This window comes from Flavobacterium potami (genome assembly GCF_020026915.1).
GTDB lineage: Bacteria > Bacteroidota > Bacteroidia > Flavobacteriales > Flavobacteriaceae > Flavobacterium > Flavobacterium potami.
The window spans coordinates 242,309-268,358 of record NZ_JAINUY010000004.1 but is presented as its reverse complement, the minus strand read 5'-3'; the positions used below and the strand labels follow the sequence as shown (position 1 = coordinate 268,358).

Below are 26,050 nucleotides of genomic sequence, written 5' to 3'. Positions count from 1 at the left end.
TGTGTTCCACGTGAAACGTTTTAGATTTTGAATTTTTATAACGTTCCACGTGAAACATACTTAGAAAGTTTAAGGTTAAATAATAACGTTCCACGTGGAACGTTTTATAACGAATTCGGATGAAAGATTAAATCGTTCCACGTGGAACGATTTTTTAGGTTTGAATTTTAAAGAAAAATAAGTAATGTTTCACGTGGAACGATTTTTGAAATTGATATTTTGAAGAATGATATTTTAGAACGTTCCACGTGGAACATGAGTTTGAGTTTAAATTTGAGAGTTCTGATTTGAGAGTTCTGATTTGAGAGTTCTGATTTGAGAGTTCTGATTTGAGAGTTCTGATTTGAGAGTTCTGATTTGAGAGTTCTGATTTGAGAGTTCTGATTTGAGAGTTCTGATTTGAGAATTTAGAATAGAAGTTTAGAATGGAAGTTTAAAATGTTTCACGTGAAACATTTCGATCTGAAGATTTGATTTGAAGATTCCAATTTGAAGATCCCAATTTGAAGATTCCAATTTGAAGATTCCAATTTGAAGATTCCAATTTGAAGATTCCAATTTGAAGATTCCAATTTGAAGATTCCAATTTGAAGATTCCAATTTGAAGATTCCAATTTGAAGATTCCAGTTTGAACTTGAAACATGAAACCTCAAACCTGAAACAAAAAGAATATGCGTTCCACGTGGAACAAGAAAGTTATAAATGTAATTCTAGAAACCGCGTCAGCGGTTTTTGGAGAATAATAAAACAAAATGTTTTTAGAAGAATATGATGTAATTGTGGTGGGTGCAGGCCATGCTGGTTCTGAGGCTGCGGCTGCGGCTGCAAATTTGGGATCGAAAACTTTATTGGTTACAATGAGTTTGCAAAACATTGCACAGATGTCTTGCAATCCTGCGATGGGAGGAATTGCAAAAGGACAGATCGTTCGTGAAATCGATGCGCTTGGAGGATATTCAGGAATCGTTTCTGATAAGACTGCAATCCAATTCAAAATGCTGAACAAATCAAAAGGACCTGCAATGTGGTCTCCGAGAGTTCAAAGTGACAGAATGCGTTTCGCAGAAGAATGGAGAATGATGCTGGAAGGAACTCCAAATTTAGATTTTTACCAAGAAATGGTAAAAGGGTTAATTATTGAAAACGGAAAGATAAAAGGAATTAGAACTTCACTTGGTGTGGAGATTCGTTCCAAATCTGTTGTTTTGACAAATGGTACTTTTTTGAATGGTTTAATTCATATCGGAGAAAAACAATTCGGAGGTGGTAGAGCAGGAGAAAGTGCTGCAACTGGAATTACCGAAGATTTAATCAAAGCAGGTTTTGAAGCAGGAAGAATGAAAACAGGAACGCCACCTCGAGTAGATGGACGTTCTTTAGATTATTCTAAAATGAACGAAGAAAAAGGAGATGCTAAACCAGATAAGTTTTCTTATTCAGATGTGACTTCTCCGTTAACGCATCAGGGTTCTTGTTACATGACGTATACGTCGTTGAATGTTCATGATATTTTGAGAGAAGGTTTTGATCGTTCTCCAATGTTCAACGGAAGAATCAAAAGTTTAGGGCCAAGATATTGTCCGTCGATTGAAGATAAAATAAATCGTTTTGCAGATAAAGAGCGTCACCAATTATTTGTGGAGCCAGAAGGATGGAATACATGCGAAGTTTATGTAAACGGATTTTCAACTTCTCTTCCAGAAGATATTCAATTTAAAGCGCTTCGTTCGGTAGCAGGTTTTGAGAATGTAAAATTCTTTAGACCTGGTTATGCTATAGAATATGATTTCTTTCCGCCAACACAATTGAAACATACTTTAGAAACAAAGTTGGTTGAAGGATTGTATTTCGCAGGTCAGATTAACGGAACTACAGGATATGAAGAAGCAGCTTCTCAAGGTTTGATGGCCGGAATAAATGCACACTTGAAAGTTCACGAAAAAGATCCATTGATTTTAAAACGTGACGAAGCGTATATCGGAGTTCTAATTGATGACTTGATTACGAAAGGGACAGAAGAACCATATCGTATGTTTACATCAAGAGCAGAATACAGAACATTGTTGCGTCAAGATAATGCCGATTTCAGATTGACTCCAATGTCATACGAAATTGGTTTAGCTTCTGAAGCTCGTTTACGCAGAATGGAAAGAAAATTGAACGAATCTGAAAAGATGGTTTCGTTCTTCAAAGAAACAAGTGTAAGTGTTGCAGAAACAAATCCTATTTTGGAAGCAAAAGAATCTGCACCAATTTCGCAAGGAGATAAAATGTTCAAGATTTTCTCTCGTCCGCAAATTGAATTGGAAGACATGTTGAAGTTTGAAAAAGTTTCAGCGTACGTCGAAGAGAATCAACTTGACGAAGAAATTGTAGAGCAAGCTGTAATTCAGGTAAAATATTCTGGATATATCGAAAAAGAAAGAAACAATGCAGATAAATTAAATCGTTTGGAAGAAGTAAAAATTCCGGACAATTTTGATTATAACAAAATAAAATCAATGTCTATTGAAGCAAAACAGAAATTAAGCAAGATTCGTCCTGTAACTATTTCGCAAGCTTCAAGAATCAGCGGAGTATCACCAAGTGATATTTCTGTACTTTTGATTTATATGGGAAGATAGGAAGTTTACAGTCGCAGTTTTCAGTTTTCAGTTTTACTGTAACTGAAAACTGCGACTGAAAACTGCGACTGAAAACTGCGACTGAAAACTGCGACTGAAAACTGCGACTGAAAACTGCGACTGAAAACTATAAATGTTCCACGTGAAACGTTTTGAAAAAACAAATAAATAAAAAAACAATAAATCCTAAAAATGAAATAATTTCGTTTTTAGGATTTGCTATAAATTAAACCAATACTAGAATTTTAAAAATGGACGTTTTAAACAAAAAACATTTTCTTACTGTAAAAGACCATTCTGTTTCAAAAGAAATTTTCGAATTGTATCATGATGAAGAATTAGATATGCTAATTACTTCGCCACAACCTGAACTTCAAAATTTAGGTAAATATTACGAAAGCGAAGATTATATTTCGCATACAGACAACAAACGTTCGTTATTTGAAAAAGCATATCATTTTGTAAAAAATATTGCACTTCAGAATAAATTGAATTTAATTAATTCACAACAACCGCAAAAAGGAAAACTTTTGGATATCGGAGCTGGAACAGGAGATTTTCTTTTAACTGCAAAAAACAACGGTTGGGAAACGATTGGAATAGAACCAAGCGATCGAGCAAAAAATATTGCCAAACAAAAAGGAATTTCATTTGTAGAAGAAACTAGCACTTTAGAAAATCATTCTTTGGATGTAATTACAATGTGGCATGTTTTAGAACATGTTCCAAATTTAGAAGAACAAATCAGCGAATTGAAACGTTTATTAAAGCCAACTGGAACATTAATTGTTGCGGTTCCAAATTTTAAATCATTTGATGCGAATCATTATCAAACGTTTTGGGCAGCTTTTGATGTGCCAATTCATTTTTGGCATTTTTCAAAAAAATCAATTCAATTGCTTTTTGAAAGAGTAGATATGAAATTGGAAAAAGTACTTCCAATGAAGTTCGATTCATTTTATGTGAGTCTTTTATCAGAAAAATACAAAACAGGAAAAATGAATTACATCAAAGCTTTTTTCGTCGGTTTAAAATCAAACTGGAAAGCTAAAAGCTCAAAAGAATATTCTTCGCATATTTACGTTTTGAAAAATAAGTAAAAATCGAAATTATATTAAAAAAGCTATTTTATCGAAAAGTGATAGAATAGCTTTTTTATTTTGTAAAAAATATAAAAAAATGTCGATTTTACTGTAATAGCGACGGTTTATTGCTATTATTTTTTCTATAAATAAAAACAATATCATAAAATTGGAGCATTTTTTAAAGTTTATGTTAATCCTATTGATTTTTTTATATTTTTGTCTTTCATACTTAAAAAAATAGAATTTAAAAAAATGAAAAAAGCATTCGTTATTATCGCACTTTCAGTTTTCGCAGTTTCTTGTAACAAAACAGCAGAGGTAAAGGAAGTAAAAACAGCTTACGTGGATACTTCGGTTTTAATGAAAGAGTACACTGAGGCAAAAGATCTAGAAGCTAAGTATAAAGCTCAGGCGGAAGAAAAAGGAAGACAATTACAAGCTGAAATTTCACGTTTTAAACAAGACGCTGCTAATTTTCAAAGCCAGGCGCAAGCAAACGGTCAGGCTTGGGCACAGCAAAGAGGTGCTGAGTTGCAAAAAAGAGAGCAGCAATTAGGTTACGCACAACAAGCTTTAGCACAACAATTACAACAAGAAAGTGGAGTAGAAATGGATTCTCTTGTTAGTGGAGTTAAAAAATTCATCAAAGATTACGGAAAGAAAAACGGTTACGCCTATATCTACGGAACTGGAGATGCTGCTTCTGTTTTGTATGCTGAAGACAAATATGATATTACAAAGGATATCATTAAAGAATTAAATGATAAATACAAAGCAACACCAAAAGCAGATGCAAAACCAGCCGCTGAAACTAAAGAAGGTGAAGCAAAAAAATAAAAACTACCCAAACTAACTAAATTACTGAAAACCTAAATCCACTACGATTTAGGTTTTTTCTTTTTATAAAAATGCGGTAATTTTATTTTTTAATACAAGCCCAATGCAGAATGTTTCAGAAGCGGCAGCTTATACTTTACAATTCATCAATCAGACACAGAAATCTATTTTCCTTACCGGAAAAGCAGGTACTGGAAAAACTACGCTTTTACGCGAAATAATAGCAACAACACACAAAAATACAGTGGTCGTTGCACCAACAGGAATCGCCGCTTTGAATGCGGGTGGTGTAACGATTCATTCGATGTTTCAGCTTCCGTTTTCTGCATTTATTCCGTCTTACGATGCGAGTGCGCAATTTACAGAAACGGTAAAATTTGAAAATAAAGAAACCTTGCGACGTCATTTCAAAATGAATAATGTCAAGCGAAATGTTATTAAAAACATGGAATTGCTGGTTATCGATGAAGTCAGTATGCTACGAGGAGATCTTCTTGATGCTGTTGATTTCATGATGCAAACCGTTCGAAGAAACACACATCCTTTTGGTGGAGTTCAAGTTTTGTTCATTGGAGACCTGCTTCAGTTGCCGCCAGTAATTCGTGACGAAGAATGGCGAACTTTGAAAAACTATTACCGTGGGAAATTCTTTTTTCATTCTCATGTTCTGCAAACGTATCCGCCGATTTATATTGAGCTTTCTAAAATTTATCGCCAGACGGACGATGCTTTTATTTCGGTTTTGAATAATCTTCGAAATAATCAGATCACTCCAGAAGATATAGCTATTCTAAATCAATATGTTAAGCCCGATTTTGACTTCAAAGAGAACAAAGGTTACATCACATTGACAACGCATAATGCTAAGGCAGATTCTATCAACTCACAGTCAATCAATGATTTAGATGGTAAAGAATACGTTTATACGCCATTTGTGGTGGGAGATTTTCCAGAAAAGATTTTTCCGGTTGAAGAAGAACTGAAATTGAAAGTTGGCGCGCAAATCATGTTCGTCAAAAATGATTTGTCTTTTGAGAAAAGATATTTTAACGGAAAGATGGGCGTAATCAAATCGCTTTCAGATGAAGAAATCTTTGTTCATTTTCCAGAAGAAAATATGACGCTTGAAGTTGAGAAGTACGAATGGAAAAATATCCGATACAAAGTCAACGAACAAACCAAAGATATCGAAGAAGAAGTTTTAGGAACTTTTGCGCATTACCCAATCAAGTTGGCGTGGGCGATTACAGTGCACAAAAGCCAAGGTTTAACTTTTGACAAAGCAGCGCTTGATGTATCGCAAGTTTTTCTTCCCGGACAAGCCTATGTAGCACTTTCGCGTTTGCGTTCGTTAAACGGGCTTATTTTACTTTCTCCGATGCAGATGAATGGTATTTCCAACGACCAAGATGTGATGGATTACGCATTGAATAAAGCTACGGAGGAAACTTTGGAGAAAGCGCTTCACTTCGAAACCAAAAATTTTATTCATAACTATTTGATTAATAGTTTTAATTGGGGAGAATTGGCGCAAGAATGGCGCAATCACCGTTTTAGTTATAACGAAAATGCGGCAGGTTCAGAAAAATCGAAACACGCAGTTTGGGCGCATAAGCGAATGGAAATTATGGAGCAGCTTCTAGATCCTTCGCAGAAATTCATCGCACAACTCAATAAAATTTTCATCAAAGAAACGGTTGATTTATTTTTTGTGAAAGAAAGGGTAGATGCGGCCTACGATTATTTTTTTAAAGCAATGGACAAATTGGTGGATGATCTGATTTATAAAATAGCTGAAATTCAAAAATTTAAAAAAGTAAAAGAGTTCTACGAAGAGCTTAACTTTTTGGAAGATTTGCAAACGAAAGCCGTTTTACGATTAATGAAAGCCAAGTTATTAATTGAAGTTGTGGTTGCTGGCGAAGAAATCAGCAAAGAGAAGTTAACCTCGCCAAATATTAAAAATTACAAAACCAACAAAGCAGAAAGGATTAGGGAAGAGCTTAAAACGACAAATACAGACATTTTTAGGACAGAAGAACCCGTTATTCGATACAAATCAACTAAGAAAGAGAAAAACGAGCTTAAAACGGCTAAAAAAACGACAGTTGAAGAAACTTATGATCTGTGGTTAGATAAATATTCTGTCGAAGATATTGCAAGAATGCGTAAATTAAACGTTCAAACAATTGAAGGGCATTTGATTAAATTGATTCAATCGAAAAAAATAGAAATCGGCGACGTATTGCCTTATGATAAAATTTTGGCTTTGCGCGAAGCTTTTCAATTTTACCAAGAAGAATCTTTGAGTCCTTTGAAAGAAAAATATGGAGATGAATTTACTTGGGATGAATTAAAAATGTTCAAGGCGAGCATAAATTGATTTTTTAAACGTCCCACGTGAAACATTGTTTTTCTGTTTTTCAAACGTTTAATTTTTAACGCATTAAATTATTTTTGACATGAAAACATTTAAAATATTGCTAACGATTCTGATGTTTAATTCTTTGTTTTTGAATGCCCAGGATTTGAAACCAGAATATCAAAAGTTCATTTCGAAATTTATTCTTGAAGTGAAAAACGGGGATAAAGAAGCAATTTCAAAACGAATCAAATTTCCCTTTAAACGAAATTATCCAATTCCTTCGGTTAAGGATAAAGCTGATTTTGTAAAAAGATACAACCAAATTTTTGATAAAGTTTTGATTGAAAAAATAACAAAATCGGATCCAGCAAAAGATTGGTCAGAAGTAGGGTGGCGTGGAATTATGCTGAATCGTGGCGATATGTGGATTGATACTGATGGAAGAATTATCAGTATCAATAATCAATCAGATGAAGAATTGAAATTGAAAAATGAATTGATTGCGGCTCAGAAAAAAAACGTAAATGCTTCGCTTTCAAAATTTAAAGAACCAGTTGCTATTTTAGAAACTTCAAAATTCAGAATCAGAATTGACGATTTAGGAAATAATAATTTTCGATACGCTTCGTGGTCAATCAAAAAGAAAATGACGGATACTCCAGATCTTGTAATTGAAAATGGTGTTTTTGTTGCCGATGGAACAGGCGGAAATCATTATTACGAATTTAAAAAAGGTAATTTCAAATATGAATGCTATTTTATCGTTTTGGGAGAAAAAGATTCCCCTCCCGCAACATTGACTGTTTATCAATCTGGAAAGGAAATCTTATCTCAAAATGCTAAAATTGTTTCACGATAAACAAAAAACCGAATTCATTGCGAATTCGGTTTTTTTATTTTAAATCGTCGACATTACTTTTTCAAGTTCCTTTTCCTGAGTAATTTGGGTCAATTTCAGTTTCTGAATATTGACTTCATTTTCTTTAATTTTGATACGTTGCTTTTGTATTTCTTCATCAGAAACAGAAAAGGTATTTATCTTGTTTTCCATTTTCTGATTCGCCATTTCTAGCTTTTCAACTTTAGCTTTTGTAGTTTTTAAATTGTTTTCTGATTTAGCTAAGTTTTTCTTTTTCTTTTCGAATTCCTTTTGGTCTCTTTTTAAGATTTCAATTTTGTCGTCCAATTTTTTATGATATTCTTTTAAAGTTTTTTGAGCTTGAATTTCAGATTTTTGGAGTTCCAAATCTTGTTTAGCGATTTGGGTTTGTGCAAAAAAAGAGTGCGAATTAAGCAGTAATACAACCACTAAAGTTTTAAAAATTTTATCCATTTTTATTTTAAATTTTTGCTCGCTAATTTATTAGAAGAAATCTTGGAATAGTGCTAGTAAAAAATTTAAAAACAATAGAATAAGACAAAAAAAAATCCCAGTCAGAAGAACGGGATTTTTTTGAGATTTATAGGTTTTCGACCAAAATCCAAGCTAATGGATTTTCTCCTTTTTGAATTTCTTTTTGAGCTTGTTCGGCTTCTCTCATTGTAGCATAACTTCCGTACAAAACAGGAAACAAACCGTGCTTATTTTCTTTTAGCATTCGAGCCTTAAAACCATCTTTAATTAATTGGTTATAAGCTTTTGCAGCATTTTGTTCACTTCTAAAAGCACCAGCTACAATATGATAAGGCATAGTTGGTTCTGCTGTTTCAACACTTGCAGAATCTACAGTTAATGTTACTGCCGGAAGAGGATTTTTAATTAAAAAGGTTGCCTCTTGAATTTTGTTCTGAACTTTTTTCTGAACTGCTTGTTCTACTAAAAGGGTCTGATTTTCAATTTGATTTTGATATAAAGGATAACCGATACTTCCAGTAATTCCAAGTGCTAATACTAAAATTGCAGCATATTTAAGGAAAGGGTTAGTAGATCTGTTTTGTTCTTCATTAGTAGGCAACAAAACAACATCTTTTTCTTTTGAGGCAATTTTTTCGATTTTTTTCTCGAAAATTTCTTTTTTCACCATCGGAGAAACAAACGGACTTAAACCAAATGAAGTTGATAAATAGTTGGTTTGATCATTCGGAATGAAAATGATATTGCTTTCAGAATTTAAACGCAATTCGCCAATGTTTTTTAGAGAGATGACACCATCTTCTTCTAAAGACTTTTTCCAGTTTGTCACTTCAAATGCAATAGCGCTAACCGCAAAACCATAAGATGTTTTTTCAGCTTGAGCAATATGATTTGCTAACAAACCGTCGTTATTTTTGATACGACTGTTGAAAGAAATAGTTTTTTTTGGAGGAAAAAACGAATTAGTGCTTTCATTCAGCTGAGCTGAGTGAGTTTCTGTTAAAAATGCACCAAATCCTGGAACCGTTACGCACTGATAACGATACAATAACTGTGAAATATATACTTCGATTTTCATAGTAACAAAGTTATGCAACGCTTATACTTATCAAAATTTTATTCACAATTTTTATTAACAATTAGAAAATATTTTTAGTGTATTAAAAGTCAATACTTTAAAGTTTTATTTTTTGCAAAGGAATAAATCCGCTTAATTTTAATCTTTAAATTTATTAAGAAATTACTTTGTTTTATTGATATTTGCACTTCAAAAAAATAGAAACAAATTTTCTATTTTACATAATGTTTTTAAGAATATGAGCGATCAGGATTTGTTTAATGTATTGGCCTTGTTAAAAGTTGATGGAGTAGGAGATGTATTGGGTAAAAAATTACTTCATTATTTTGAAAATCCATCGGATATTTTTAAAGCGAAAAGTACACAACTAGCTTCAATTGATGGGATTGGAACAGTCCTCTTAAAGAATTTAAAAGACAAGAAAATATTTGAAAAAGCGGAAAAGGAATTGGAGTTTATTAGAAATAATGGAATTAAAACTTCTTATTTTCAGGATGAAAGTTATCCGGACAGACTCAAACACTGTTTCGATGCACCAATCCTTATTTTTACCGCTGGTAATATTGATTTTAAAAACAGGAAATTAATCAGCATTGTAGGAACAAGACAAATTACCTCTTACGGAACAGATTTTTGTAAAAAACTGATTGAAGATTTAGCTCCATTAGACCCAATAATTGTTAGCGGATTTGCATACGGAGTGGATATTGTAGCACATCAGGCTGCAATGGATTTTAATTTACAGACTATTGGAGTTTTGGCTCATGGTTTAAATCAGATTTACCCGAGAACGCATAAAAAGTACATGGCTAAAATGGAAGAAAACGGCGGTTTTATAACAGAATTTTGGAGTGATTCTAATCCGGATAAGGAAAAATTTGTTAGAAGAAATCGTATTGTTGCGGGGATGACCGAAGCTACAATTGTGATAGAATCAGCTGATAAAGGTGGTTCTTTAATTACTGCGAATATGGCCAACGAATACAATCGTGATGTTTTTGCAGTGCCAGGAAGAATTACTGATAAGTACAGTCAAGGCTGTAATAATTTGATTAAAACTCAGAAAGCAAATGTGTTAACAAATGCTGCCGATATTATTTACATGCTGAATTGGGACATTAAAGAAAAACCGAAAAACATTCAAAAACAACTTTTTGTTGAATTAGAACCTGAAGAACAAGAGGTTTATGATTTTCTACAAAAGAACGGAAAAGAATTATTGGATATAATTGCGATTGAATGTGATTTTCCAATTTTTAAACTTTCTGGAGTTCTGATAAACATGGAATTAAAGGGTTTAATCAGACCTCTTCCTGGAAAACTTTTTGAGTCAATTTAACGCAGAAAATCCTATTTTATTTTTTAGTAAAATGTTTATACAATCGGTATAAAATATAAATTAACAATAATCCAAAAACGATATTTAGGATTTGAAATAAATACGGAGGAACATCATAATCTTCAATATACTTATTCATCTTTTATTTTTTAAATGATTAATTTACTTGAAGTTACAAAAAATAAATCCATAAAACAGAATTTAGTCCAAAGAAAAAGCGCTGATCAGATTTTAAAATCGATCAGCGCTTTTTTTATCTTAAAGGATTACGAGTTATTTCCCAAATCCTAGAACCTCTCTAACTTTTGCTAAAACACCATCAGCAATAACAGAAGCTTTGGAAGCACCTTTTTTCAATAAAGCATCTACTTCTTCAAGGTTGTTGATATAGTAATTGTATTTTTCTCTTTCGGTTTTGAATTTTTCTGTAATCAGTTCAAACAAAGCTTGTTTTGCGTGACCGTAACCGTAATTTCCGCCCAAATAATTGGCTCTCATTTGTGCAGTTTGTTCTTCATTTGCTAACAAAGAATAGATAGCAAATGCATTACAAGTATCTGGATTTTTAGGATCTTCAAGAGGAGTACTATCAGTTTCAATACTCATTACTTGTTTTCTTAAAGCTTTGTCATCCAAGAAAATGTTGATGATATTGTTGGCAGATTTACTCATTTTTCCGCCGTTTGTTCCTGGAATCAACATAATGTTTTCCTGGATTTTCGCTTCAGGAAGAACAAAAGTTTCACCCATTTGGTGATTGAAACGAGAGGCAACATCACGAGTAATTTCTAAATGCTGTAATTGATCTTTTCCAACCGGAACAAATTCTGCATCATACAATAAAATATCGGCTGCCATTAACATTGGGTAAGTGAATAGTCCAGCGTTAACATCATCTAAACGATCTGCTTTATCTTTGAAAGAATGGGCTAATGTCAGTCTTTGGAATGGAAAAAAACAGCTTAAATACCAAGTCAATTCTGTAGTTTGCACTACATCAGATTGTCTGTAAAAAGTAACTTTTTCAGGATTTAGCCCACACGCAAGCCAAGCTGCTGCAGTACTATAGGTGTTTTCTCTTAAAGTTTTTCCGTCTTTAATTTGAGTAATTGAATGCAAATCAGCAATAAACAAATAAGATTCATTTTCCGGATTGTTAGACAATTCGATTGCTGGAATAATTGCTCCTAATAAATTTCCTAAATGCGGTGTTCCTGTACTTTGAACACCAGTAAGTATTTTCGCCATTCTAGTTTTTTCTGAATTGCAAATGTCGGAATGTTTTTTCTAACCGCAAAGCTCGTAAAGATTTAAGGCTATTTTTGCTGGATAATGTTACGCAGAGAGCACGGAGTTTTTTCGCAGAGTAAGCTGAGTTTTTTGAGAAAATGCTTTGCATGAAGTTCGCTAAGCTTGATCTTTAAATCCTACTGTTTTTTGTAACGCGGAGAGCGCGGAGGTTTTTCGCAGAGTACGCTGAGTTTTTTTAGAGTTTTTGGAAGTTCGCTGACATGTTATTTTATATTTAAAGATTGTTTGCTACTCTTCTGATTCCGTTTTTTAAAAGTGCTTCGTTGAAGTTTATTAATAAACCAAGTTTGTATTTTCCAATTTTCAAGTATGTTAAAGTCTGCGCTAAGTGATTTTCGGTTAAGTCTTCAACAGCTTTTATTTCAATAACTAATTTGTTTTCAACCAATAAGTCAATGCGATAACCACATTCTAATTTGATTTCTTCAAAAATCAATGGCATTGATTTTTCTTTTTCAACCTGAAGTCCACGTTGCTTGATTTTATAAAACAAACATTCTTTGTAAACATTTTCTAATAATCCTGGTCCAAGTGTTCTATGAATTTGAATTGCAAGTCCAATAACTACAGTTGATAGTTCATTTTCAGTCATAAAATTAATCAATATTTTAACAAAAATTTTCGTTCAAAAATAATAATTTTAATGCAAAGGGTATGGAGTTTTTTCGTAGAGTTTTGAAGCTTTAAAAAATTATAAGAAAAGTAAAGTGTAATCTTTGCGAACTCATGCAAAGCATTCTCTCAAAAAAATCTCAGCGTACTCTGCGAAAAACTCCGTGCCCTCTGCGTTACAAAAAAGCGGCAATTGTTTTTATACAACCAACTAAAATATTCATTTCTCTTTCTTACATTTGATTCTATGAAAATATTGAAAATTGCTTTTTGGATTCTTTGGCGCGTTTGGTTTTACGTTGTAATGGCGGTTCCGATCATTATTATGCTACCATTTTTACTGATTTCTATACTATCAGAAAAAGGATATCCGTATTTTTTTAAAATGGCGCGTGTTTGGGCCAAATTTATCCTTTTCGGAATGGGGTTTTATTATACCGTAAAACGCGAACAGAAGCTCATTAAAGGAAAAAGTTACATGATTGTAGCCAATCATACCTCAATGACCGATATCATGCTTATGCTGGCTTTAATTAAAAATCCGTTTGTTTTTGTCGGGAAGAAAGAGTTGGTCAAGATTCCGCTTTTTGGATTTTTCTATAAAAGAACCTGTATTTTGGTTGATAGAAATTCGTCGAAAAGTAAAAATGAAGTTTTCAAAAGAGCCCAAAGTCGTTTAAATCAAGGTTTGAGTATTTGCATTTTCCCTGAAGGCGGAGTTCCAGATGATGAAAGTATTTTACTGGATGAATTTAAAGATGGCGCTTTCAGATTGGCAATTGATCATCAGATTCCGATTGTACCAATTGTTTTTCCAGACAACAAAAAACGTTTTTCTTATACTTTTTTAAGTGGAAGTCCTGGTAAAATGCGTGTCCGAATCTTACCTTTCATAGAAACACAAGGTTTGACAATTGATCATAGAAAAGAACTGAAAGATCAGGTTAGAAATATAATTTATGATGCATTAATTGCTTTCGATAAAAAATAATTGTCTTGATAAAAAATAGAAAATCCGGTAGATTTATTTAATCTACCGGATTTTTGCTTTGAATTAAAAACCCCCATTTTTATTCAAAAGTTATCTATGAATGATCTTTTCTGAAATAAAACGCAATACTTTTTTAAATCTCAATTTGGTTTTTCTTCGGTTTTTATTGTACAACAATTCTATTTTTTCTTTCATGGTTAAAAATATTAATGGTTGATAATAAAGAGTTTAAAAGTATAAACTCAAGTTAATGTCACATTATTATAGATGCACGAAAATAAAAATGGTTGCGTTGAACGGAAAAAAAATCTAAATAATTGAATAAAAATCCGTTAGATGAAGAAAACTAACGGATTTTGTTCAAAATTACCAACCAATGTAAATTCTAAAAAAACCTCCAAATTGATATATGGCGGTATCAAATTATGAGACTGCTTTTTTTACTAGATGATGATTTTTTGAAATGGTTGCGTCAAAAGTTTATTTTTTTTTAAAATAAAAAACCCCGACAATATGCCGAGGTTTAGAATGAGTCTTTAACTAAATTTATATCGCTTATGCGTTTGCTAATTCTTTAATATGCTCTTTAATTTTAACTTCCAGTTCATCAGCTAGTTCTGGATTATCTTTGATTAAAGTTTTAACAGCATCACGACCTTGTCCTAATTTTGTATCTCCGTAACTGAACCAAGATCCTGCTTTTTTAACGATATCAAATTCTACTGCTAAATCTAGGATTTCACCAGTTTTAGAAACGCCTTCTCCGTACATAATATCGAATTCAGCAGTTTTGAAAGGCGGTGCTACTTTATTTTTAACGATTTTTACTTTAGTTCTGTTACCAATTACGTTTTCACCATCTTTAATTTGAGCAGAACGACGAATATCTAAACGTACAGAAGCGTAGAATTTAAGTGCGTTACCTCCAGTTGTAGTTTCTGGATTTCCGAACATAACACCAATTTTTTCACGAAGCTGGTTGATAAAGAAAACAGTACAGTTTGTTTTGCTGATAGTTCCGGTAAGTTTTCTTAAAGCTTGTGACATTAAACGAGCGTGAAGACCCATTTTAGAATCTCCCATTTCACCTTCAATTTCACTTTTCGGAGTCAAAGCTGCAACAGAGTCAATTACCACAATATCAATTGCTCCAGAACGAATTAAGTTTTCAGCGATTTCTAAAGCCTGTTCTCCATTGTCTGGCTGAGATATGATTAAATTTTCAATATCAACGTTTAATTTTTCTGCGTAGTTTCTATCAAATGCGTGTTCGGCATCGATAAAGGCAGCAATACCACCCGCTTTTTGAGCCTCTGCAATTGCGTGAAGCGTCAAAGTAGTTTTTCCAGAAGATTCCGGACCATATATTTCGATAATTCTACCTTTTGGATAACCGTTTACTCCAAGAGCTAAATCAACACCAAGTGAGCCAGAAGAAATCGTTTCTACTTCTACAATAGCTCTGTCGCCCATTTTCATTACGGTACCTTTTCCGTAGGTTTTGTCAAGTTTATCAAGAGTTAATTGTAACGCTTTTAATTTGGCTTCTTTTTCTGAACTCATTTTTTTCTAATATCTAAATTATTATTTGTCTTTTTGGATAAATATAGGAAAATTCTCCTACAAATTTATTGATCAGTTTTATAATTTGTAAAATTACTTCTTTTTTTGAAGTTTGATTGTTCCAAATTGTCACAAATTTGATCTATAAAAATAAAGCCTTTAATTCAGTTGCATCTGCAGGTTTTATTTTTCCGGCAAGCAGTAAACTCAGCTGTTTACGTCGGAGAGCTGCATCAAAACGTTGAATTTCAAGTTCGGTTTCCGGTATAATTGCCGGTACTTCAACAGGTCTTCCATTGTCATCAACGGCTACGAAAGTGTATATGGCTTCGTTGGCTTTTGTTCTGTTTCCAGATTCGCGATCTTCTACCCAAACATCAATAAAAACTTCCATAGAACTTTTGAATGATCTTGAGACTTTTGCCTCTACTGTTACAACGCTTCCAAGCGAAATGGCTCTGTTGAAAGCAACGTGATTTACAGAAGCGGTCACTACAATTCGGCGCGAATGTCTGCGAGCGGCAATACTTGCGGCACGATCCATTCTGGCTAATAATTCGCCACCAAAAAGATTGTTTAAAGGATTTGTTTCGCTCGGTAAAACTAAATCAGTTAAAATAGTCAGGGATTCTGAAGGATGTTTTGGATTCATTTTTTTAATCTAAAATTTAAAAATTGTATTGGTTAATTCAACCAATAAACTGCTGATACAGCGGGAATAAAATATATAACGATGGTTCTCGCACCATCGTAATCTTTAGCAAGTCTTTGTCCGAAAAGCATCATTAACAAACAGATACATGAAAATATGGCTCCATAAAAACCAAATTCTCTTCCGTTGTTTGTTACTAACTGAATACCTCCGACAACACATAAAATTCCTGAAATTAATTCTAAAATTAACAAATGCAAAAGAGCAAGCGGAACTTGATTTTTTAGTGGTGTTTTTGCAAAATGTTCTTTCAGCCAAGTCACATTATCTTTCCAATAAAAAATTTTTTCATAACCAGATTGCAAAAAGGTTAAAGCTAAAAAAGCCAAAATCAGAATAGAGGCAACGTTGTTCATCTTAAATTTATTTTTTGTGAATTAAACGAGTTAATTTGATGGATAAATCGGTTAAAATTATTTTTGCATTTCCGTTTCTTTCAATGTGATACATTGCGTCTGAAAGCTCTTTGAATATTTCATGAATGTTGTTTCCATTGACAAAAGGAGCAAAATTTTCCAATTTAAATTTATCGACTTTTGGTTCTATGTAAACCAAACTTGGTGCCTGATAATTTAACATTAGAGCCTGGCGGAACATTTCGATACAATACTGAATAAATTTTTTCTGGCTTTCACGTCCTAGTGCGGCAATTTGCTCACTCCAAGAAATTAAGTCCTGAATGGCAGCCGCATTTCCTTTTGCTCTAAAAGCAGCGCGAACCCAATTGACAAACCATTGCTCAAACGGAAATTCATCGTCATCTTCTTTTAACAAATGCAATGCTTTATTGAAATTACCTTGTGCCTGATGAGCAATTTTTTTGGCTAAATTCAGATCTATATTTTCTTGCGAAACTAAAGCCTCGGCAATTATCTTTTCTGGAAGTCCGTTAAAGTGAATTACCTGACAACGAGATCGTATGGTCTGAATAATATCTTCTTCATTTTGAGAAATCAGAATAAACATGGTTTTTTCTGATGGTTCTTCTAAAAGTTTTAATAATTTGTTTGATGCGGCTATATTCATTTTATCTGCCATCCAGATAATCATGATTTTGTAGCCACCTTCATAAGATTTTAGTGCAAGCGATTTTAGAACTTCTTGAGCATCTTCGACACGGATTTCTCCTTGTTTGTTTTGAACACCAAGAATTTTATACCAATCGAACAAACCACCGTATGGCATTTCCTGAATGAAGCTTCGCCAGTCTTGTATAAAATCTAAACTTTTGGGTTTTGTTTTTACGTCTTCGGTTGTAACAGTCGGATAGATAAAGTGCAAATCCGGATGAGAGATGTTATCAAACTTTAGATTACAGGAATCGTTTCCGTTCGAATTCTCATCTCCGGTATTATTGCATAAAATGTACTGGGCATAAGCGATAGCAGTGATTAATGTTCCGCTTCCTTCCGGACCAACGAATAACTGTGCGTGTGGAATTCTACCAGAAGCAGCACTTTTTGTCAAGTGGCTTTTGATGTAATCTTGACCTAAAATTTGAGAAAATTGCATGGAGCAAAGATAAAAGAAAATGATGTAGTCAAAAATTTTAAAAGCAAAGTTTCTTGCTTAGTTATAATTTTCAAATTACGAGTGCGTTTTTGATTTTTTTTTGTCTCTTTTTAGACACAATTTTGTTAATAAAGATCTCAACCTGAGCATTTATCAAGATGTTTTTGTTAATATTTTTTTTGAAAAAATGACAAACGTAAGTTTTTTTTGATTATTTAATGTTTGTTATTTTTAAATTCTATAGCTAATATCCTACGTTTTAACCCCCATTTTTTTTAACAAAAAGCACGTTAAAACGCACATTTTCTCGACATAACGCTGGTTTTTAAGCTTTTTTTAAGAAAATATTTTGAAAAAAAAATCCATAAGAGTTGTTAATTAAGTTAATTTCTATATTTTTGTTTTTATCAACAACCAATTATAAAATAAGAATCTATGAAAGGGAAAATTACTCTATTAAGTGCTTTTTTTATCTTAACTACAGCTGCTGTTTCAGCACAGGCAAAGAATGCTCCTAGAAGTATTATTAGTACAACGGCTCTTATCCGTAAATACCATGATCAAAAAGAATTGAGTGGTATGCAAAAAGGTGAGCTTTTGGAATTATACATTGAGCGTATTAAAGTTTTAGTAAAAACTCTCCCTTACATTGCTTTGGTAACTAAACCAGGTGTTACTATGGCAGACTTAGGTATTCCAGACGATGGTGATCACAAAAAAATCTTAGATGCTCAGGCAGTTGGTACTTCAACATTTTTGGATACTACTGTAGAGTTTCAGAGAAAAATGATGCCTTATTCTGATAAAGGAAATCTAATCGCTGCAATTTTATTTTACGAAAGTACATTGAAATCATTACACGAGTTCAACGATTTGAACGAAATGTAATAACTGATTAATTTTTTTAAAACCTTTTTCGAAGCGTTTACGTAGATTGAAAAAATCTAAGTGGAATGCTTTTGAAAAACATAATAAAAAAAGACTCATTCTCGAGGGTTCTGATAATTTCGGAAAATTCGAGAGGAGTTTTTTCATTTACGCATACCCAAATTTATTATTAACCGTAATACCCCCTTATCATGAAAAAAATTACTCAACTAATCTGCGTTCTTTTGACAGTTGCGAGTATGAATGCTCAACAAGAGAAAGGAATTATGGGCTACACTAATTGGTTAAACAACTGGACCGAATTTAAGCCTAACAAAGTTGACTATGGAGAAGCAAACCAAATTTTAGCAGGAAACATTTCTGTTAATACTAAATTGCTTAAAAGAAACATCTACGTTTTGCAAGGAAACGTATACGTTACAAACAATGCTGTTTTGACTATTGAGCCAGGAACAGTAATTATTGGTGATTTCGAAACTAAAGGAACATTGGTAGTTACAAAAGGTGCACAATTAGTTGCTGACGGTTTAGAAACAGATCCAATTGTATTTACTTCAAACAGAAGCATGAAAAAAGCTGGTGATTGGGGTGGAATTGTTGTTCTTGGAGATGCTCCAATCAATAAATTTGGAAATGTTGGTTCTTACAACTTAGATCTTGATCCAACTCTTACTACTTACGGAGGAGATAATGTGGCTTCAAATTCTGGAGTTTTAAGATTCGTAAGAATCGAGTTCGCTGGTAAAAAAGTTAAAGGTGCAGATACTTTCAACGGTTTAACTCTTGCTGGTGTTGGAAACAAAACAATTTTAGAAAATATCATGGTTAGTTACGCTGGTGGAGATTCTTTCGGAGTCTTAGGAGGTGACTTAAATGCTACAAAATTTGTTTCTTATAAATCAGTTAATGATGACTTTAAATTTTCTCAAGGTGTACAATGTCGTTTCTTTAATTCTTTAGCAGTAAGATCTTCTTATTTCTCAAGTACTAAAGACGGATCTCGTTGTATGGAAGTAAGATCTTTTGAGAAGAAAAGTGAAACAGATTTTACTAAAAAACAAACTTTAGTTGTTGCAAGTAATATTACAATGGTTAATGACAGTGAAAACATCAACGCTGATATTCAAGCAGGTTTGGTAAAAGAAGCTGTTTATATTGCAGAGGGTGCTTCTCTTGAAATGAAGAGAAGTGTAATCTCTGGATTTAGCCCTGCAGTATTATTAGACAGCAAAACAGAAATCAATGACGCCAATCTTAAGAAAATTAAGTTTGAAGAAATGTATTTCAATTTATGTAATGGAAACATCTTTACAGAATACAATTCTAATAACGAAGATTTAGAGAGCTGGTATGGAAATAGTATTTTCTTTAACGTTTACTCAAAAAGTGACAACAAAGAAACTTTTATTGATATCTTCAATCCTAAAAAACCAGATTTCAGATTACAATTAGGAAAAATCACAGCTTCAAGCGGTAAATAGATAATAGTTTCGATTTTTATTCCCACACGAAAATTTTATTAATAAAGTCCCCAGACACATTGTATCGTTAAAGGACCCCAAATAAAGATCAAGACATAATGGTATCTACGAAAAAATATTTTTTATATATAATATTTTTGGTTTCGCCTATATCGTTAACTCTATATGCACAGAATACAGCAGAAAAACCTACAAAGGCTGCTGGTTCTGAGTGCAACTTAACTATAGGTATTAGTAACCAAAAAAGTACTAATGCTGTTGTAGAAAACAGCAATTCAGACAAATTTAATCAGTTTATAGTAGGGATGTCCAACCCCAAGGACAGCCTTACTATAGCAGCTGAAACCAATACAGTATCTAACGATTGTAAAGAGAATACATCACTTACAGCAACTTCAATTCTTGCAAAAGATATCATTGAAAACTATAAGTATGACTTCTCAGAAACCTTCATTGATATTTTGTTTTTTGAGCGTATCGACTTAGCAAGAACACGCACTATATGATTCAAAAAACTACTTTATCTTTTACCAAATTTTTAATTTTCGTTAGCATTTTGTTTTTTGCTAAAGGGAATTTGCATGCCCAAACCATAGTGCCACAGCAACTAGATGGTTTGGAGAAACTGTGTGCTGGTAATTCTTTTAATGAATTTTATGCAACATTTAGCTATGTTAATTTTCCTGCAGGAACTACCTTCACGGTAGAACTTTTAGATGCATCAAATAACCCAATTGCTACCACATTATTACAGACTGTAGATTTATCGGCAACGCAAAAAACTATAAAGTTTGCGGTTCCGGTAAATCTTGTCGGTTCTGACAATTATGGTTTGAGAATAAAAAGTTCTCAAACTTATGCAAGTCCTCGATTTAGAAATTCTCAAGGAGTGACTTCTTTTCCCGCTTATTTCAAAGATTACGAGACCACTTTTTCAATCAACAATAAAGAAACCAGTGCTACAATTTGTTCTGGCGGAAGTATTACTTTATCAATAGATAATGGTACAACAGGAGTTCCTTCTTCTTCACCAGTAAATTACCCAAATCTAAAATATATTTGGTATAAAGATAATGTTGTTATTGCAGGACAAAGTGCTAAAACGTTAACAGTAAATTCTGCCGGTGATTATTTTGTAACTATTGATTATGGTTCTTGTACAGATACCAATTTTAGCTCTAATCACGTTACTGTCGGAAATTCTTCTTCAAGTGGCGCGGTAGTCATTAATTCTAGTTTAGGAAACCCATTTTGTTCAAGTGGAACAGGAACTGTTTTGACGGCAACTTCTGGAAACAGATACCAATGGAAAAAAGATGGAGCGAACATTAATGGTGCTACAAACAGAACCTATTCGACAAACGAATCTGGAGTATATTCTGTAGAAGTTGATTTTGGAGGATGTAGTGCCACAGGTTCTATCAATCTTCAAAGCAATGGTTTTAACGCAAGCATTGATGCACAAGATGGCTATAAATTAAGCGAAGGTGAAACTTTGAATGTAGCAGTAACTACTGATGCAACGGCCCCAAGTTTTGAATGGTATTTAAATGATAATTTAATTACAGGAGAAACAGCAAGTAGTTATTTGGTAAAAGTTAAAGGTAACTATAAAGTAAAAATTTCTCAGTCATCTGGTTGTGTTGCCACTAAAGAGTTTTCATTTAGGATAAATGGTGATTCTGGTCCGGCAAGCGTTATTCCAAACATTATTAAATTGAGCGGAATGAATCCGTATTGGAACATTCCAGACGAATACAAAAATGCGACTACCAAGGTTATGATCATCAGTTCAAATGGTGATATGGTACTTGATGTCGTAAATTATCAAGGCGATTGGCCCAAAAGCAATATAGATTTTAAAAATGTAAATCCCGTTTATTACTATGTCATTCAAGGCGACACCGGTGAAAAAAAAGGATCAATAACTGTTATAAAATAATATGAAGAAAATCCTACTATTCATCACTTTATTTTACGGCTTTTCAAATGTACTCTATTCTCAAGACGCTTCTGAGGATGGAGTTGTTTCGTTTTCATTACCCATTAGAAATTCTTTAAAATTTAATAGATATTTAATCAACCCAACATTCAGTTTTGTTCGTGAAGCAAATCCGTATGTAAGTTTTTATAACAAAAGACAATGGGTTCAATTTGAGGATGCTCCACAAACGTATTTAGCCAATTATTCTGGGCGTATTAGAGAAAATGACGCCTTTGCGATTGGTTTGTTTCAACAAAATTATGGTTTGATGACTGTGTTTGGAGGAATCGCCAATTTTGCCCATAATATTGTTTTGGATCAGGATAGTAACTTGACTTTTGGTTTAAACGTAGGTGCTTATCAAAGTGGTTTAAACAAAGGTAAAATCATTTCTGATGATTCAACTATTCTAACAGGAGACTATCCTTCAAGTACTTTACTAACAGTAAATCCTGGAATTAACTACGGTACAGCTTTCTTGGATTTCGGATTATCGATTAACAATTTAGTTTTATACAATTTCGGTTCTGGAATGGTAAAAGAAGATCCGGAAAGAGCAATTCGATTGCACGCCATGTACACCGGATATATTGATAGCTACGGTTTTTTCGACAGAAGTAAATTTTCAGGTATTGTTAGAACAGAGATTAAAAAAGACAAAACAGTTATTTCTGGTCTTGGTATGCTGACATTGCAACAAGGAATTTGGGCACAAGCAGGATATAATACTTTATACGGAGTTTCAGCAGGACTTGGGATTAATATTTCTCCAAGTATTGCTATTGAATACAATTACGAAAGGGGAATGGGCAATTTCTCTAATTTAGGCGGTTCACATGAATTTGCTATTGCCTACAGATTCAAAAACAGAAATTACTACTACGCAGATGAAGATGAAGGATCTTTAATTGATCCGGCAAAACCAAAACCAGTAATGGCAAAACCATCAACAGCCGCGAAGGTGACGAGAGAAGATGGTGCTGAAAAACAAAGATTAGCCGCTGAAGCAAAAGCAAAAGCAGATGCCGAAGCAAGACAGGCTAGATTAGCTGCCTCAGAAAAAGTTAAGGCAGATGCCGAAGCTGCAGCAAAAGCAAAATTAGAAGCCGATAATAAAGCTAAAGCCGATGCTGAAGCTGTTAAAATAAAACTAGCTGCCGAAGCTAAAGCCAAAGCAGATGCAGCGGCTGCAGCAAGAGCGCAAACTGCAACGGCAAACAGAGCGGTTGCTGCAACACAAAAAACACAAGCGCAATTGGCTGCTGATAAAGCCAGAGCAGATGCAGAAGAACGTAGAATTAAGTTGGCTGCAGATAACAAAGCTAGAGTAGATGCCGCTGCGGCTGCAAGAGCACAAGCTGCTGCAAATAAACCAACTGCTGCTGCACCAAAAACACAAGTGCAACTAGCTGCTGATAAATCAAAAGCTGATGCTGAAGCAATGAAATTGAAATTAGCAGCAGATGCAAAAGCGAAAGCCGATGCCGAAGCTGCAGCAAAAGCAAAAGCTGAAGTAGCAAAACCAGCACCTGCACCACAAAAAACAGCGGCGCAATTAGCTGCTGATAAAGCAAAAGCAGATGCAGAAGCTGCAGCAAAAGCGAGATTAGCAGCTGCAGAAAAAGTAAAAGCAGATGCTGAAGCTGCAAGACAAGCAAGATTGGCGGCAGCGGAAAAAGCAAAAGCCGATGCAGAAGCTGCTAGAATAAAATTAATTGCAGATAATAAAGCGAAGGCAGATGCGGCAGAAGCAAAACGTAAAGCAGATGCCAAAGCAAAAGCAGAAGCGGCAGATATGCAGTCTATTTTAGCTGCTGATGCCAAAGCAAAAGCAGATTCGGATGCATTACAGGCAAGATTAGCTGCAGAAGCAAAAGCAAAAGCTGCTGCAGAAGCAAAAACAAAAGCGTCTATTGATGCTGCAAACAAAGCAAAAGCTGCTGCAGATGCAAAAGCAAAAGCTGCTGAGGATGCTGCTCAAAAAGAAAAATTAGCTGCCGAAGCGAAAGCTAAAGCAGATGAAGAAGCAAGACAAGCTCTTATTGCTGCAGAAGCAAAAGCAAAAGCGGATGCAGAGGCATTAAAAATAAGACAAGCTGAAGAAGCTCGTCAAAAACAATTAGATGCAGAAGCACTTCAGGCAAAACTTGTGGCAGATGCTAAAGCAAAAGCAGATGCTGAAGCTGCAGCAAAAGCAAAATTAGCTGCTGATGCAAAAGCGAAAGCAGATGCCGAAGCAGAAAAAGCAAGACTAGCAGCTGAAACAAAAGCGAAAGCAGATGCCGAAGCAGAAAAAGCAAGGTTAGCAGCGGACGCCAAAGCAAAAGCAGATATGGAAGCTTTACAAGCTAAACTAATCGCTGATGCAAGGGTTAAAGCCGATGCTGAAGCTACTGCAAAAGCAAAAGCTGAAGCTGAAGCGAAAAAATTACAAGAAGCTGAAGATGCTCGTCAGGCTAAATTAGCGGCTGATGCAAAAGCGAAAGCAGATGCCGAAGCATTGAAAGCAAAACAAGCGGCAGATGAAAAAGCAAGAGTTGAAGAAGAAGCTCGCCAAGCTAAATTAGCTGCCGATGCGAAAGCTAAAGCAGACGCTGAAGCACTAGAAGCTAAGCTGGCAGCAGATGCTAAAGCAAAAGCAGATATGGTTGCTTTACAAGCAAAATTATTAGCAGATGCAAAAGTAAAAGCTGATGCTGAAGCTACAGCTAAGGCAAAAGCAGATGCTGAAACGAAGAGATTACAAGAAGAAGAAAATGCACGTCAGGCAAAATTAGCAGCTGATACAAAAGCGAAGGCAGATGCTGAAGCATTAAAAGCAAAACAAGCTGCTGACGAAAAAGCAAGATTAGCAGAAGAGGCTCGTCAAGCGAAATTGGCTGCCGATGCAAAAGCAAAAGCTGATGCTGAAGAGAAAGGAAGATTGGCAGAAGAAGCACGTCAAGCGAAATTAGCTGCAGATGCAAAAGCAAAAGCAGATGCAGACGCACTGAAAATAAAATTAGCTGCAGATGCAAAAGCGAAAGCAGACGCTGAGGCATTACTAATAAAACAAGCTGCTGAAGAAAAAGCAAGATTAGCAGAAGAAGCACGTCAGGCGAAATTGGCTGCTGATGCCAAAGCAAAAGCAGATGCGGAAGCAGAGAAATCTAGACTGGCAGCTGAAGCAAAAGCAAAGGCAGATGCAGAAGCGATAAAATTGCAACAAGCTGCTGAAGAAAAAGCAAGATTGGAAGAACAGGCTCGTCAGGAAAAATTAGCTGCAGACGCAAAAGCAAAAGCGGATGCTGAAGCAGAAAGAGCAAGATTAGCTGCAGAGGCGGCAAACAAAGATGCAACTGCAAAAGCTATTGAGGAGTTAACTAATTCTATTGCGAATACAAGTAAAATGCAAAATGAGTTATTAGCACAATTCACAGCGACTGTTGCTAATAAACAAAAAGATTTGAATGACTTAAAAGAGGAGAATGACTTAAGCGAAAAAGGAATTTACAGAGAGCCTAAACCATTTAAGAGTGTAGCGGCAGAAAACAGTCAGATTGAAGCGTTGAAAGTACAGATTGCTGATGCTAATGCAAGCATGAAAAATGAGATTGCGAAGTTGACTAATCTATACAATGAAAGGCTTAAAAAATTCCCTAAAAATGATCCTTTAAACAAGGCTTATTTGGAGAAAATAAATGAGTTGAAAGCAGCTCAGTTGAGAATGGAACAACAAGGTGCGGCTTTAATTGCAGATTTAGAGCGTATCAAAACGGAGACTGAGATTGAGCGTAAACGTAGAATTAAACGTGCTGCTTATGAGAATGATCAAGGAAGATATGCGCAGGACGTTGCAGCTCTTAAACGTATAAAAGAGACAACGAAAGTAAGTAATACACCTTTGACAGCAAATGATTTTGATTTTGGTGAAGAGCAGTCAAACATGCAGATTATTAAGAATATTAAAAACTCTGACAGTGGTTATTATTTAATTCTTGCGGTTCACAATAGTGTTGAAAAACGAGATGAGTTCCTGAAAAAAGCAGTTGCTGCAGGACGTACTGATATTAATTTCTTTTACAATGTAACAACAAGTAAATATTATATCTATTACGAGAAGTTTGATGGTTTGCAAGAGGCTACAAAAGCATTGGAGGCAAAAGGAAACAAATCATATAATGGAAGAATGGCCATTGTAAAAGTGGAGAATTAATAAAGAAAAATAATAGTCTCTCTTAAATTGTGAGAGAGACTTTGAAATAAATGTTATCTAAAATAAATAATCTTATTAGCTAATGCCCCTTAGCATTAAGAAGAAGTAACAAAAAATG

22 protein-coding genes are annotated in these 26,050 nt (G+C 34.1%); 12 read left to right on the top strand and 10 right to left on the bottom strand.

Features of this window, described 5'->3' with window-relative positions:
* Positions 1-420 precede the first annotated feature (420 nt).
* A complete protein-coding gene (locus K6T82_RS13400; RefSeq protein WP_223706483.1) occupies positions 421-600 on the bottom strand; it encodes a hypothetical protein in 180 nt (59 codons plus the stop codon).
* A 153-nt stretch (positions 601-753) separates the two neighbouring features.
* Between K6T82_RS13400 and mnmG the strand changes: the two genes are divergently transcribed.
* The 5 genes from mnmG to K6T82_RS13375 all read left to right on the top strand — a co-directional run bounded on the left by mnmG (position 754) and on the right by K6T82_RS13375 (position 7,771).
* On the top strand, positions 754-2,625 hold the full coding sequence (gene mnmG, locus K6T82_RS13395; protein WP_223706481.1) for a tRNA uridine-5-carboxymethylaminomethyl(34) synthesis enzyme MnmG: 1,872 nt from the start codon (positions 754-756) through the stop codon (positions 2,623-2,625).
* Positions 2,626-2,876: 251 nt separating this feature from the next.
* Positions 2,877-3,725 carry a class I SAM-dependent methyltransferase gene (locus tag K6T82_RS13390; protein WP_223706479.1) on the top strand — a complete coding sequence of 283 codons (849 nt, stop codon included), beginning with the start codon at positions 2,877-2,879 and terminating at the stop codon, positions 3,723-3,725.
* Between the two features lie 237 nt (positions 3,726-3,962).
* Positions 3,963-4,547 carry an OmpH/Skp family outer membrane protein gene (locus K6T82_RS13385; protein ID WP_223706477.1) on the top strand — a complete coding sequence of 195 codons (585 nt, stop codon included), beginning with the start codon at positions 3,963-3,965 and terminating at the stop codon, positions 4,545-4,547.
* Positions 4,548-4,650: 103 nt separating this feature from the next.
* Entirely contained in the window at positions 4,651-6,930 is a 2,280-nt protein-coding gene (locus K6T82_RS13380; protein WP_223706475.1) for a helix-turn-helix domain-containing protein, read from the top strand.
* 79 nt (positions 6,931-7,009) lie between these two features.
* Positions 7,010-7,771 (top strand): hypothetical protein, encoded by a 762-nt coding sequence (locus tag K6T82_RS13375; RefSeq protein ID WP_223706473.1) that lies wholly within the window; start codon positions 7,010-7,012, stop codon positions 7,769-7,771.
* A gap of 39 nt (positions 7,772-7,810) precedes the next feature.
* Here K6T82_RS13375 and K6T82_RS13370 read toward each other — a convergent pair whose 3' ends face one another.
* Together K6T82_RS13370 and K6T82_RS13365 are read right to left on the bottom strand one after the other, a co-directional pair.
* The gene (locus tag K6T82_RS13370) at positions 7,811-8,245 is read right to left on the bottom strand and encodes a hypothetical protein (protein ID WP_223706472.1); all 435 of its coding nucleotides are present in this window, start codon (positions 8,243-8,245) and stop codon (positions 7,811-7,813) included.
* A 127-nt stretch (positions 8,246-8,372) separates the two neighbouring features.
* Positions 8,373-9,344: an HU domain-containing protein gene (locus tag K6T82_RS13365; RefSeq protein ID WP_223706470.1), complete on the bottom strand. Its 972-nt coding sequence runs from the start codon at positions 9,342-9,344 to the stop codon at positions 8,373-8,375.
* 238 nt (positions 9,345-9,582) lie between these two features.
* Between K6T82_RS13365 and dprA the strand changes: the two genes are divergently transcribed.
* A complete protein-coding gene (gene dprA / locus K6T82_RS13360; RefSeq protein ID WP_223706468.1) occupies positions 9,583-10,683 on the top strand; it encodes a DNA-processing protein DprA in 1,101 nt (366 codons plus the stop codon).
* A gap of 16 nt (positions 10,684-10,699) precedes the next feature.
* Here dprA and K6T82_RS24530 read toward each other — a convergent pair whose 3' ends face one another.
* The 3 genes from K6T82_RS24530 to K6T82_RS13350 form a co-directional block, all read right to left on the bottom strand.
* A complete protein-coding gene (locus K6T82_RS24530; RefSeq protein ID WP_255596553.1) occupies positions 10,700-10,822 on the bottom strand; it encodes a hypothetical protein in 123 nt (40 codons plus the stop codon).
* A 134-nt stretch (positions 10,823-10,956) separates the two neighbouring features.
* Positions 10,957-11,931 (bottom strand): tryptophan--tRNA ligase, encoded by a 975-nt coding sequence (gene trpS, locus K6T82_RS13355; protein ID WP_223706466.1) that lies wholly within the window; start codon positions 11,929-11,931, stop codon positions 10,957-10,959.
* Positions 11,932-12,208: 277 nt separating this feature from the next.
* The gene (locus K6T82_RS13350) at positions 12,209-12,586 is read right to left on the bottom strand and encodes a GxxExxY protein (RefSeq protein ID WP_223706464.1); all 378 of its coding nucleotides are present in this window, start codon (positions 12,584-12,586) and stop codon (positions 12,209-12,211) included.
* 267 nt (positions 12,587-12,853) lie between these two features.
* Here K6T82_RS13350 and K6T82_RS13345 point away from each other — a divergent pair, with 267 nt between their 5' ends.
* Positions 12,854-13,597, top strand: a complete 744-nt coding sequence (locus K6T82_RS13345; protein WP_223706462.1) for a lysophospholipid acyltransferase family protein — start codon at positions 12,854-12,856, stop codon at positions 13,595-13,597.
* A 555-nt stretch (positions 13,598-14,152) separates the two neighbouring features.
* Here K6T82_RS13345 and recA read toward each other — a convergent pair.
* From recA to K6T82_RS13325, 4 genes are all read right to left on the bottom strand, one after another.
* Positions 14,153-15,160, bottom strand: coding sequence for a recombinase RecA (gene recA, locus K6T82_RS13340; RefSeq protein ID WP_223706460.1), 1,008 nt, complete (start codon positions 15,158-15,160; stop codon positions 14,153-14,155).
* Positions 15,161-15,302: 142 nt separating this feature from the next.
* A complete protein-coding gene (locus K6T82_RS13335; RefSeq protein WP_223706457.1) occupies positions 15,303-15,812 on the bottom strand; it encodes an acyl-CoA thioesterase in 510 nt (169 codons plus the stop codon).
* Positions 15,813-15,844: 32 nt separating this feature from the next.
* Entirely contained in the window at positions 15,845-16,228 is a 384-nt protein-coding gene (locus tag K6T82_RS13330; RefSeq protein ID WP_223706455.1) for a DoxX family protein, read from the bottom strand.
* A gap of 7 nt (positions 16,229-16,235) precedes the next feature.
* Positions 16,236-17,384, bottom strand: coding sequence for a DNA polymerase III subunit (locus K6T82_RS13325; protein ID WP_223706453.1), 1,149 nt, complete (start codon positions 17,382-17,384; stop codon positions 16,236-16,238).
* A gap of 435 nt (positions 17,385-17,819) precedes the next feature.
* Between K6T82_RS13325 and K6T82_RS13320 the strand changes: the two genes are divergently transcribed.
* The 5 genes from K6T82_RS13320 to K6T82_RS13300 all read left to right on the top strand — a co-directional run bounded on the left by K6T82_RS13320 (position 17,820) and on the right by K6T82_RS13300 (position 25,932).
* A complete protein-coding gene (locus K6T82_RS13320) occupies positions 17,820-18,272 on the top strand; it encodes a hypothetical protein (protein ID WP_184158860.1) in 453 nt (150 codons plus the stop codon).
* A gap of 191 nt (positions 18,273-18,463) precedes the next feature.
* Complete coding sequence (locus K6T82_RS13315) at positions 18,464-19,753, top strand: hypothetical protein (protein WP_223706451.1); 1,290 nt, start codon at positions 18,464-18,466, stop codon at positions 19,751-19,753.
* Between the two features lie 98 nt (positions 19,754-19,851).
* Positions 19,852-20,259: a hypothetical protein gene (locus tag K6T82_RS13310; RefSeq protein ID WP_223706450.1), complete on the top strand. Its 408-nt coding sequence runs from the start codon at positions 19,852-19,854 to the stop codon at positions 20,257-20,259.
* The gene (gene sprC / locus K6T82_RS13305) at positions 20,256-21,695 is read left to right on the top strand and encodes a gliding motility protein SprC (protein WP_223706448.1); all 1,440 of its coding nucleotides are present in this window, start codon (positions 20,256-20,258) and stop codon (positions 21,693-21,695) included. The genes K6T82_RS13310 and sprC overlap by 4 nt, the downstream gene beginning before the upstream one ends.
* A 1-nt stretch (position 21,696) precedes the next feature.
* The gene (locus K6T82_RS13300; RefSeq protein WP_223706445.1) at positions 21,697-25,932 is read left to right on the top strand and encodes a PorP/SprF family type IX secretion system membrane protein; all 4,236 of its coding nucleotides are present in this window, start codon (positions 21,697-21,699) and stop codon (positions 25,930-25,932) included.
* Positions 25,933-26,050: the final 118 nt, after the last annotated feature.

Bases quoted from the DNA above. Each gene is read 5' to 3' on its own strand.
- recA (WP_223706460.1), bottom strand. From the start codon at position 15,160: ATGAGTTCAGAAAAAGAAGCCAAATTAAAAGCGTTACAATTAACTCTT.
- dprA (WP_223706468.1), top strand. From the start codon at position 9,583: ATGAGCGATCAGGATTTGTTTAATGTATTGGCCTTGTTAAAAGTTGAT.
- K6T82_RS13350 (WP_223706464.1), bottom strand. From the start codon at position 12,586: ATGACTGAAAATGAACTATCAACTGTAGTTATTGGACTTGCAATTCAA.
- K6T82_RS13380 (WP_223706475.1), top strand. From the start codon at position 4,651: ATGCAGAATGTTTCAGAAGCGGCAGCTTATACTTTACAATTCATCAAT.
- K6T82_RS13385 (WP_223706477.1), top strand. From the start codon at position 3,963: ATGAAAAAAGCATTCGTTATTATCGCACTTTCAGTTTTCGCAGTTTCT.
- sprC (WP_223706448.1), top strand. From the start codon at position 20,256: ATGATTCAAAAAACTACTTTATCTTTTACCAAATTTTTAATTTTCGTT.
- K6T82_RS13320 (WP_184158860.1), top strand. From the start codon at position 17,820: ATGAAAGGGAAAATTACTCTATTAAGTGCTTTTTTTATCTTAACTACA.
- K6T82_RS13375 (WP_223706473.1), top strand. From the start codon at position 7,010: ATGAAAACATTTAAAATATTGCTAACGATTCTGATGTTTAATTCTTTG.
- K6T82_RS24530 (WP_255596553.1), bottom strand. From the start codon at position 10,822: ATGAATAAGTATATTGAAGATTATGATGTTCCTCCGTATTTATTTCAA.
- K6T82_RS13335 (WP_223706457.1), bottom strand. From the start codon at position 15,812: ATGAATCCAAAACATCCTTCAGAATCCCTGACTATTTTAACTGATTTA.
- K6T82_RS13300 (WP_223706445.1), top strand. From the start codon at position 21,697: ATGAAGAAAATCCTACTATTCATCACTTTATTTTACGGCTTTTCAAAT.
- K6T82_RS13390 (WP_223706479.1), top strand. From the start codon at position 2,877: ATGGACGTTTTAAACAAAAAACATTTTCTTACTGTAAAAGACCATTCT.
- K6T82_RS13315 (WP_223706451.1), top strand. From the start codon at position 18,464: ATGAAAAAAATTACTCAACTAATCTGCGTTCTTTTGACAGTTGCGAGT.
- K6T82_RS13365 (WP_223706470.1), bottom strand. From the start codon at position 9,344: ATGAAAATCGAAGTATATATTTCACAGTTATTGTATCGTTATCAGTGC.
- mnmG (WP_223706481.1), top strand. From the start codon at position 754: ATGTTTTTAGAAGAATATGATGTAATTGTGGTGGGTGCAGGCCATGCT.
- K6T82_RS13310 (WP_223706450.1), top strand. From the start codon at position 19,852: ATGGTATCTACGAAAAAATATTTTTTATATATAATATTTTTGGTTTCG.
- K6T82_RS13345 (WP_223706462.1), top strand. From the start codon at position 12,854: ATGAAAATATTGAAAATTGCTTTTTGGATTCTTTGGCGCGTTTGGTTT.
- K6T82_RS13330 (WP_223706455.1), bottom strand. From the start codon at position 16,228: ATGAACAACGTTGCCTCTATTCTGATTTTGGCTTTTTTAGCTTTAACC.
- trpS (WP_223706466.1), bottom strand. From the start codon at position 11,931: ATGGCGAAAATACTTACTGGTGTTCAAAGTACAGGAACACCGCATTTA.
- K6T82_RS13370 (WP_223706472.1), bottom strand. From the start codon at position 8,245: ATGGATAAAATTTTTAAAACTTTAGTGGTTGTATTACTGCTTAATTCG.
- K6T82_RS13325 (WP_223706453.1), bottom strand. From the start codon at position 17,384: ATGCAATTTTCTCAAATTTTAGGTCAAGATTACATCAAAAGCCACTTG.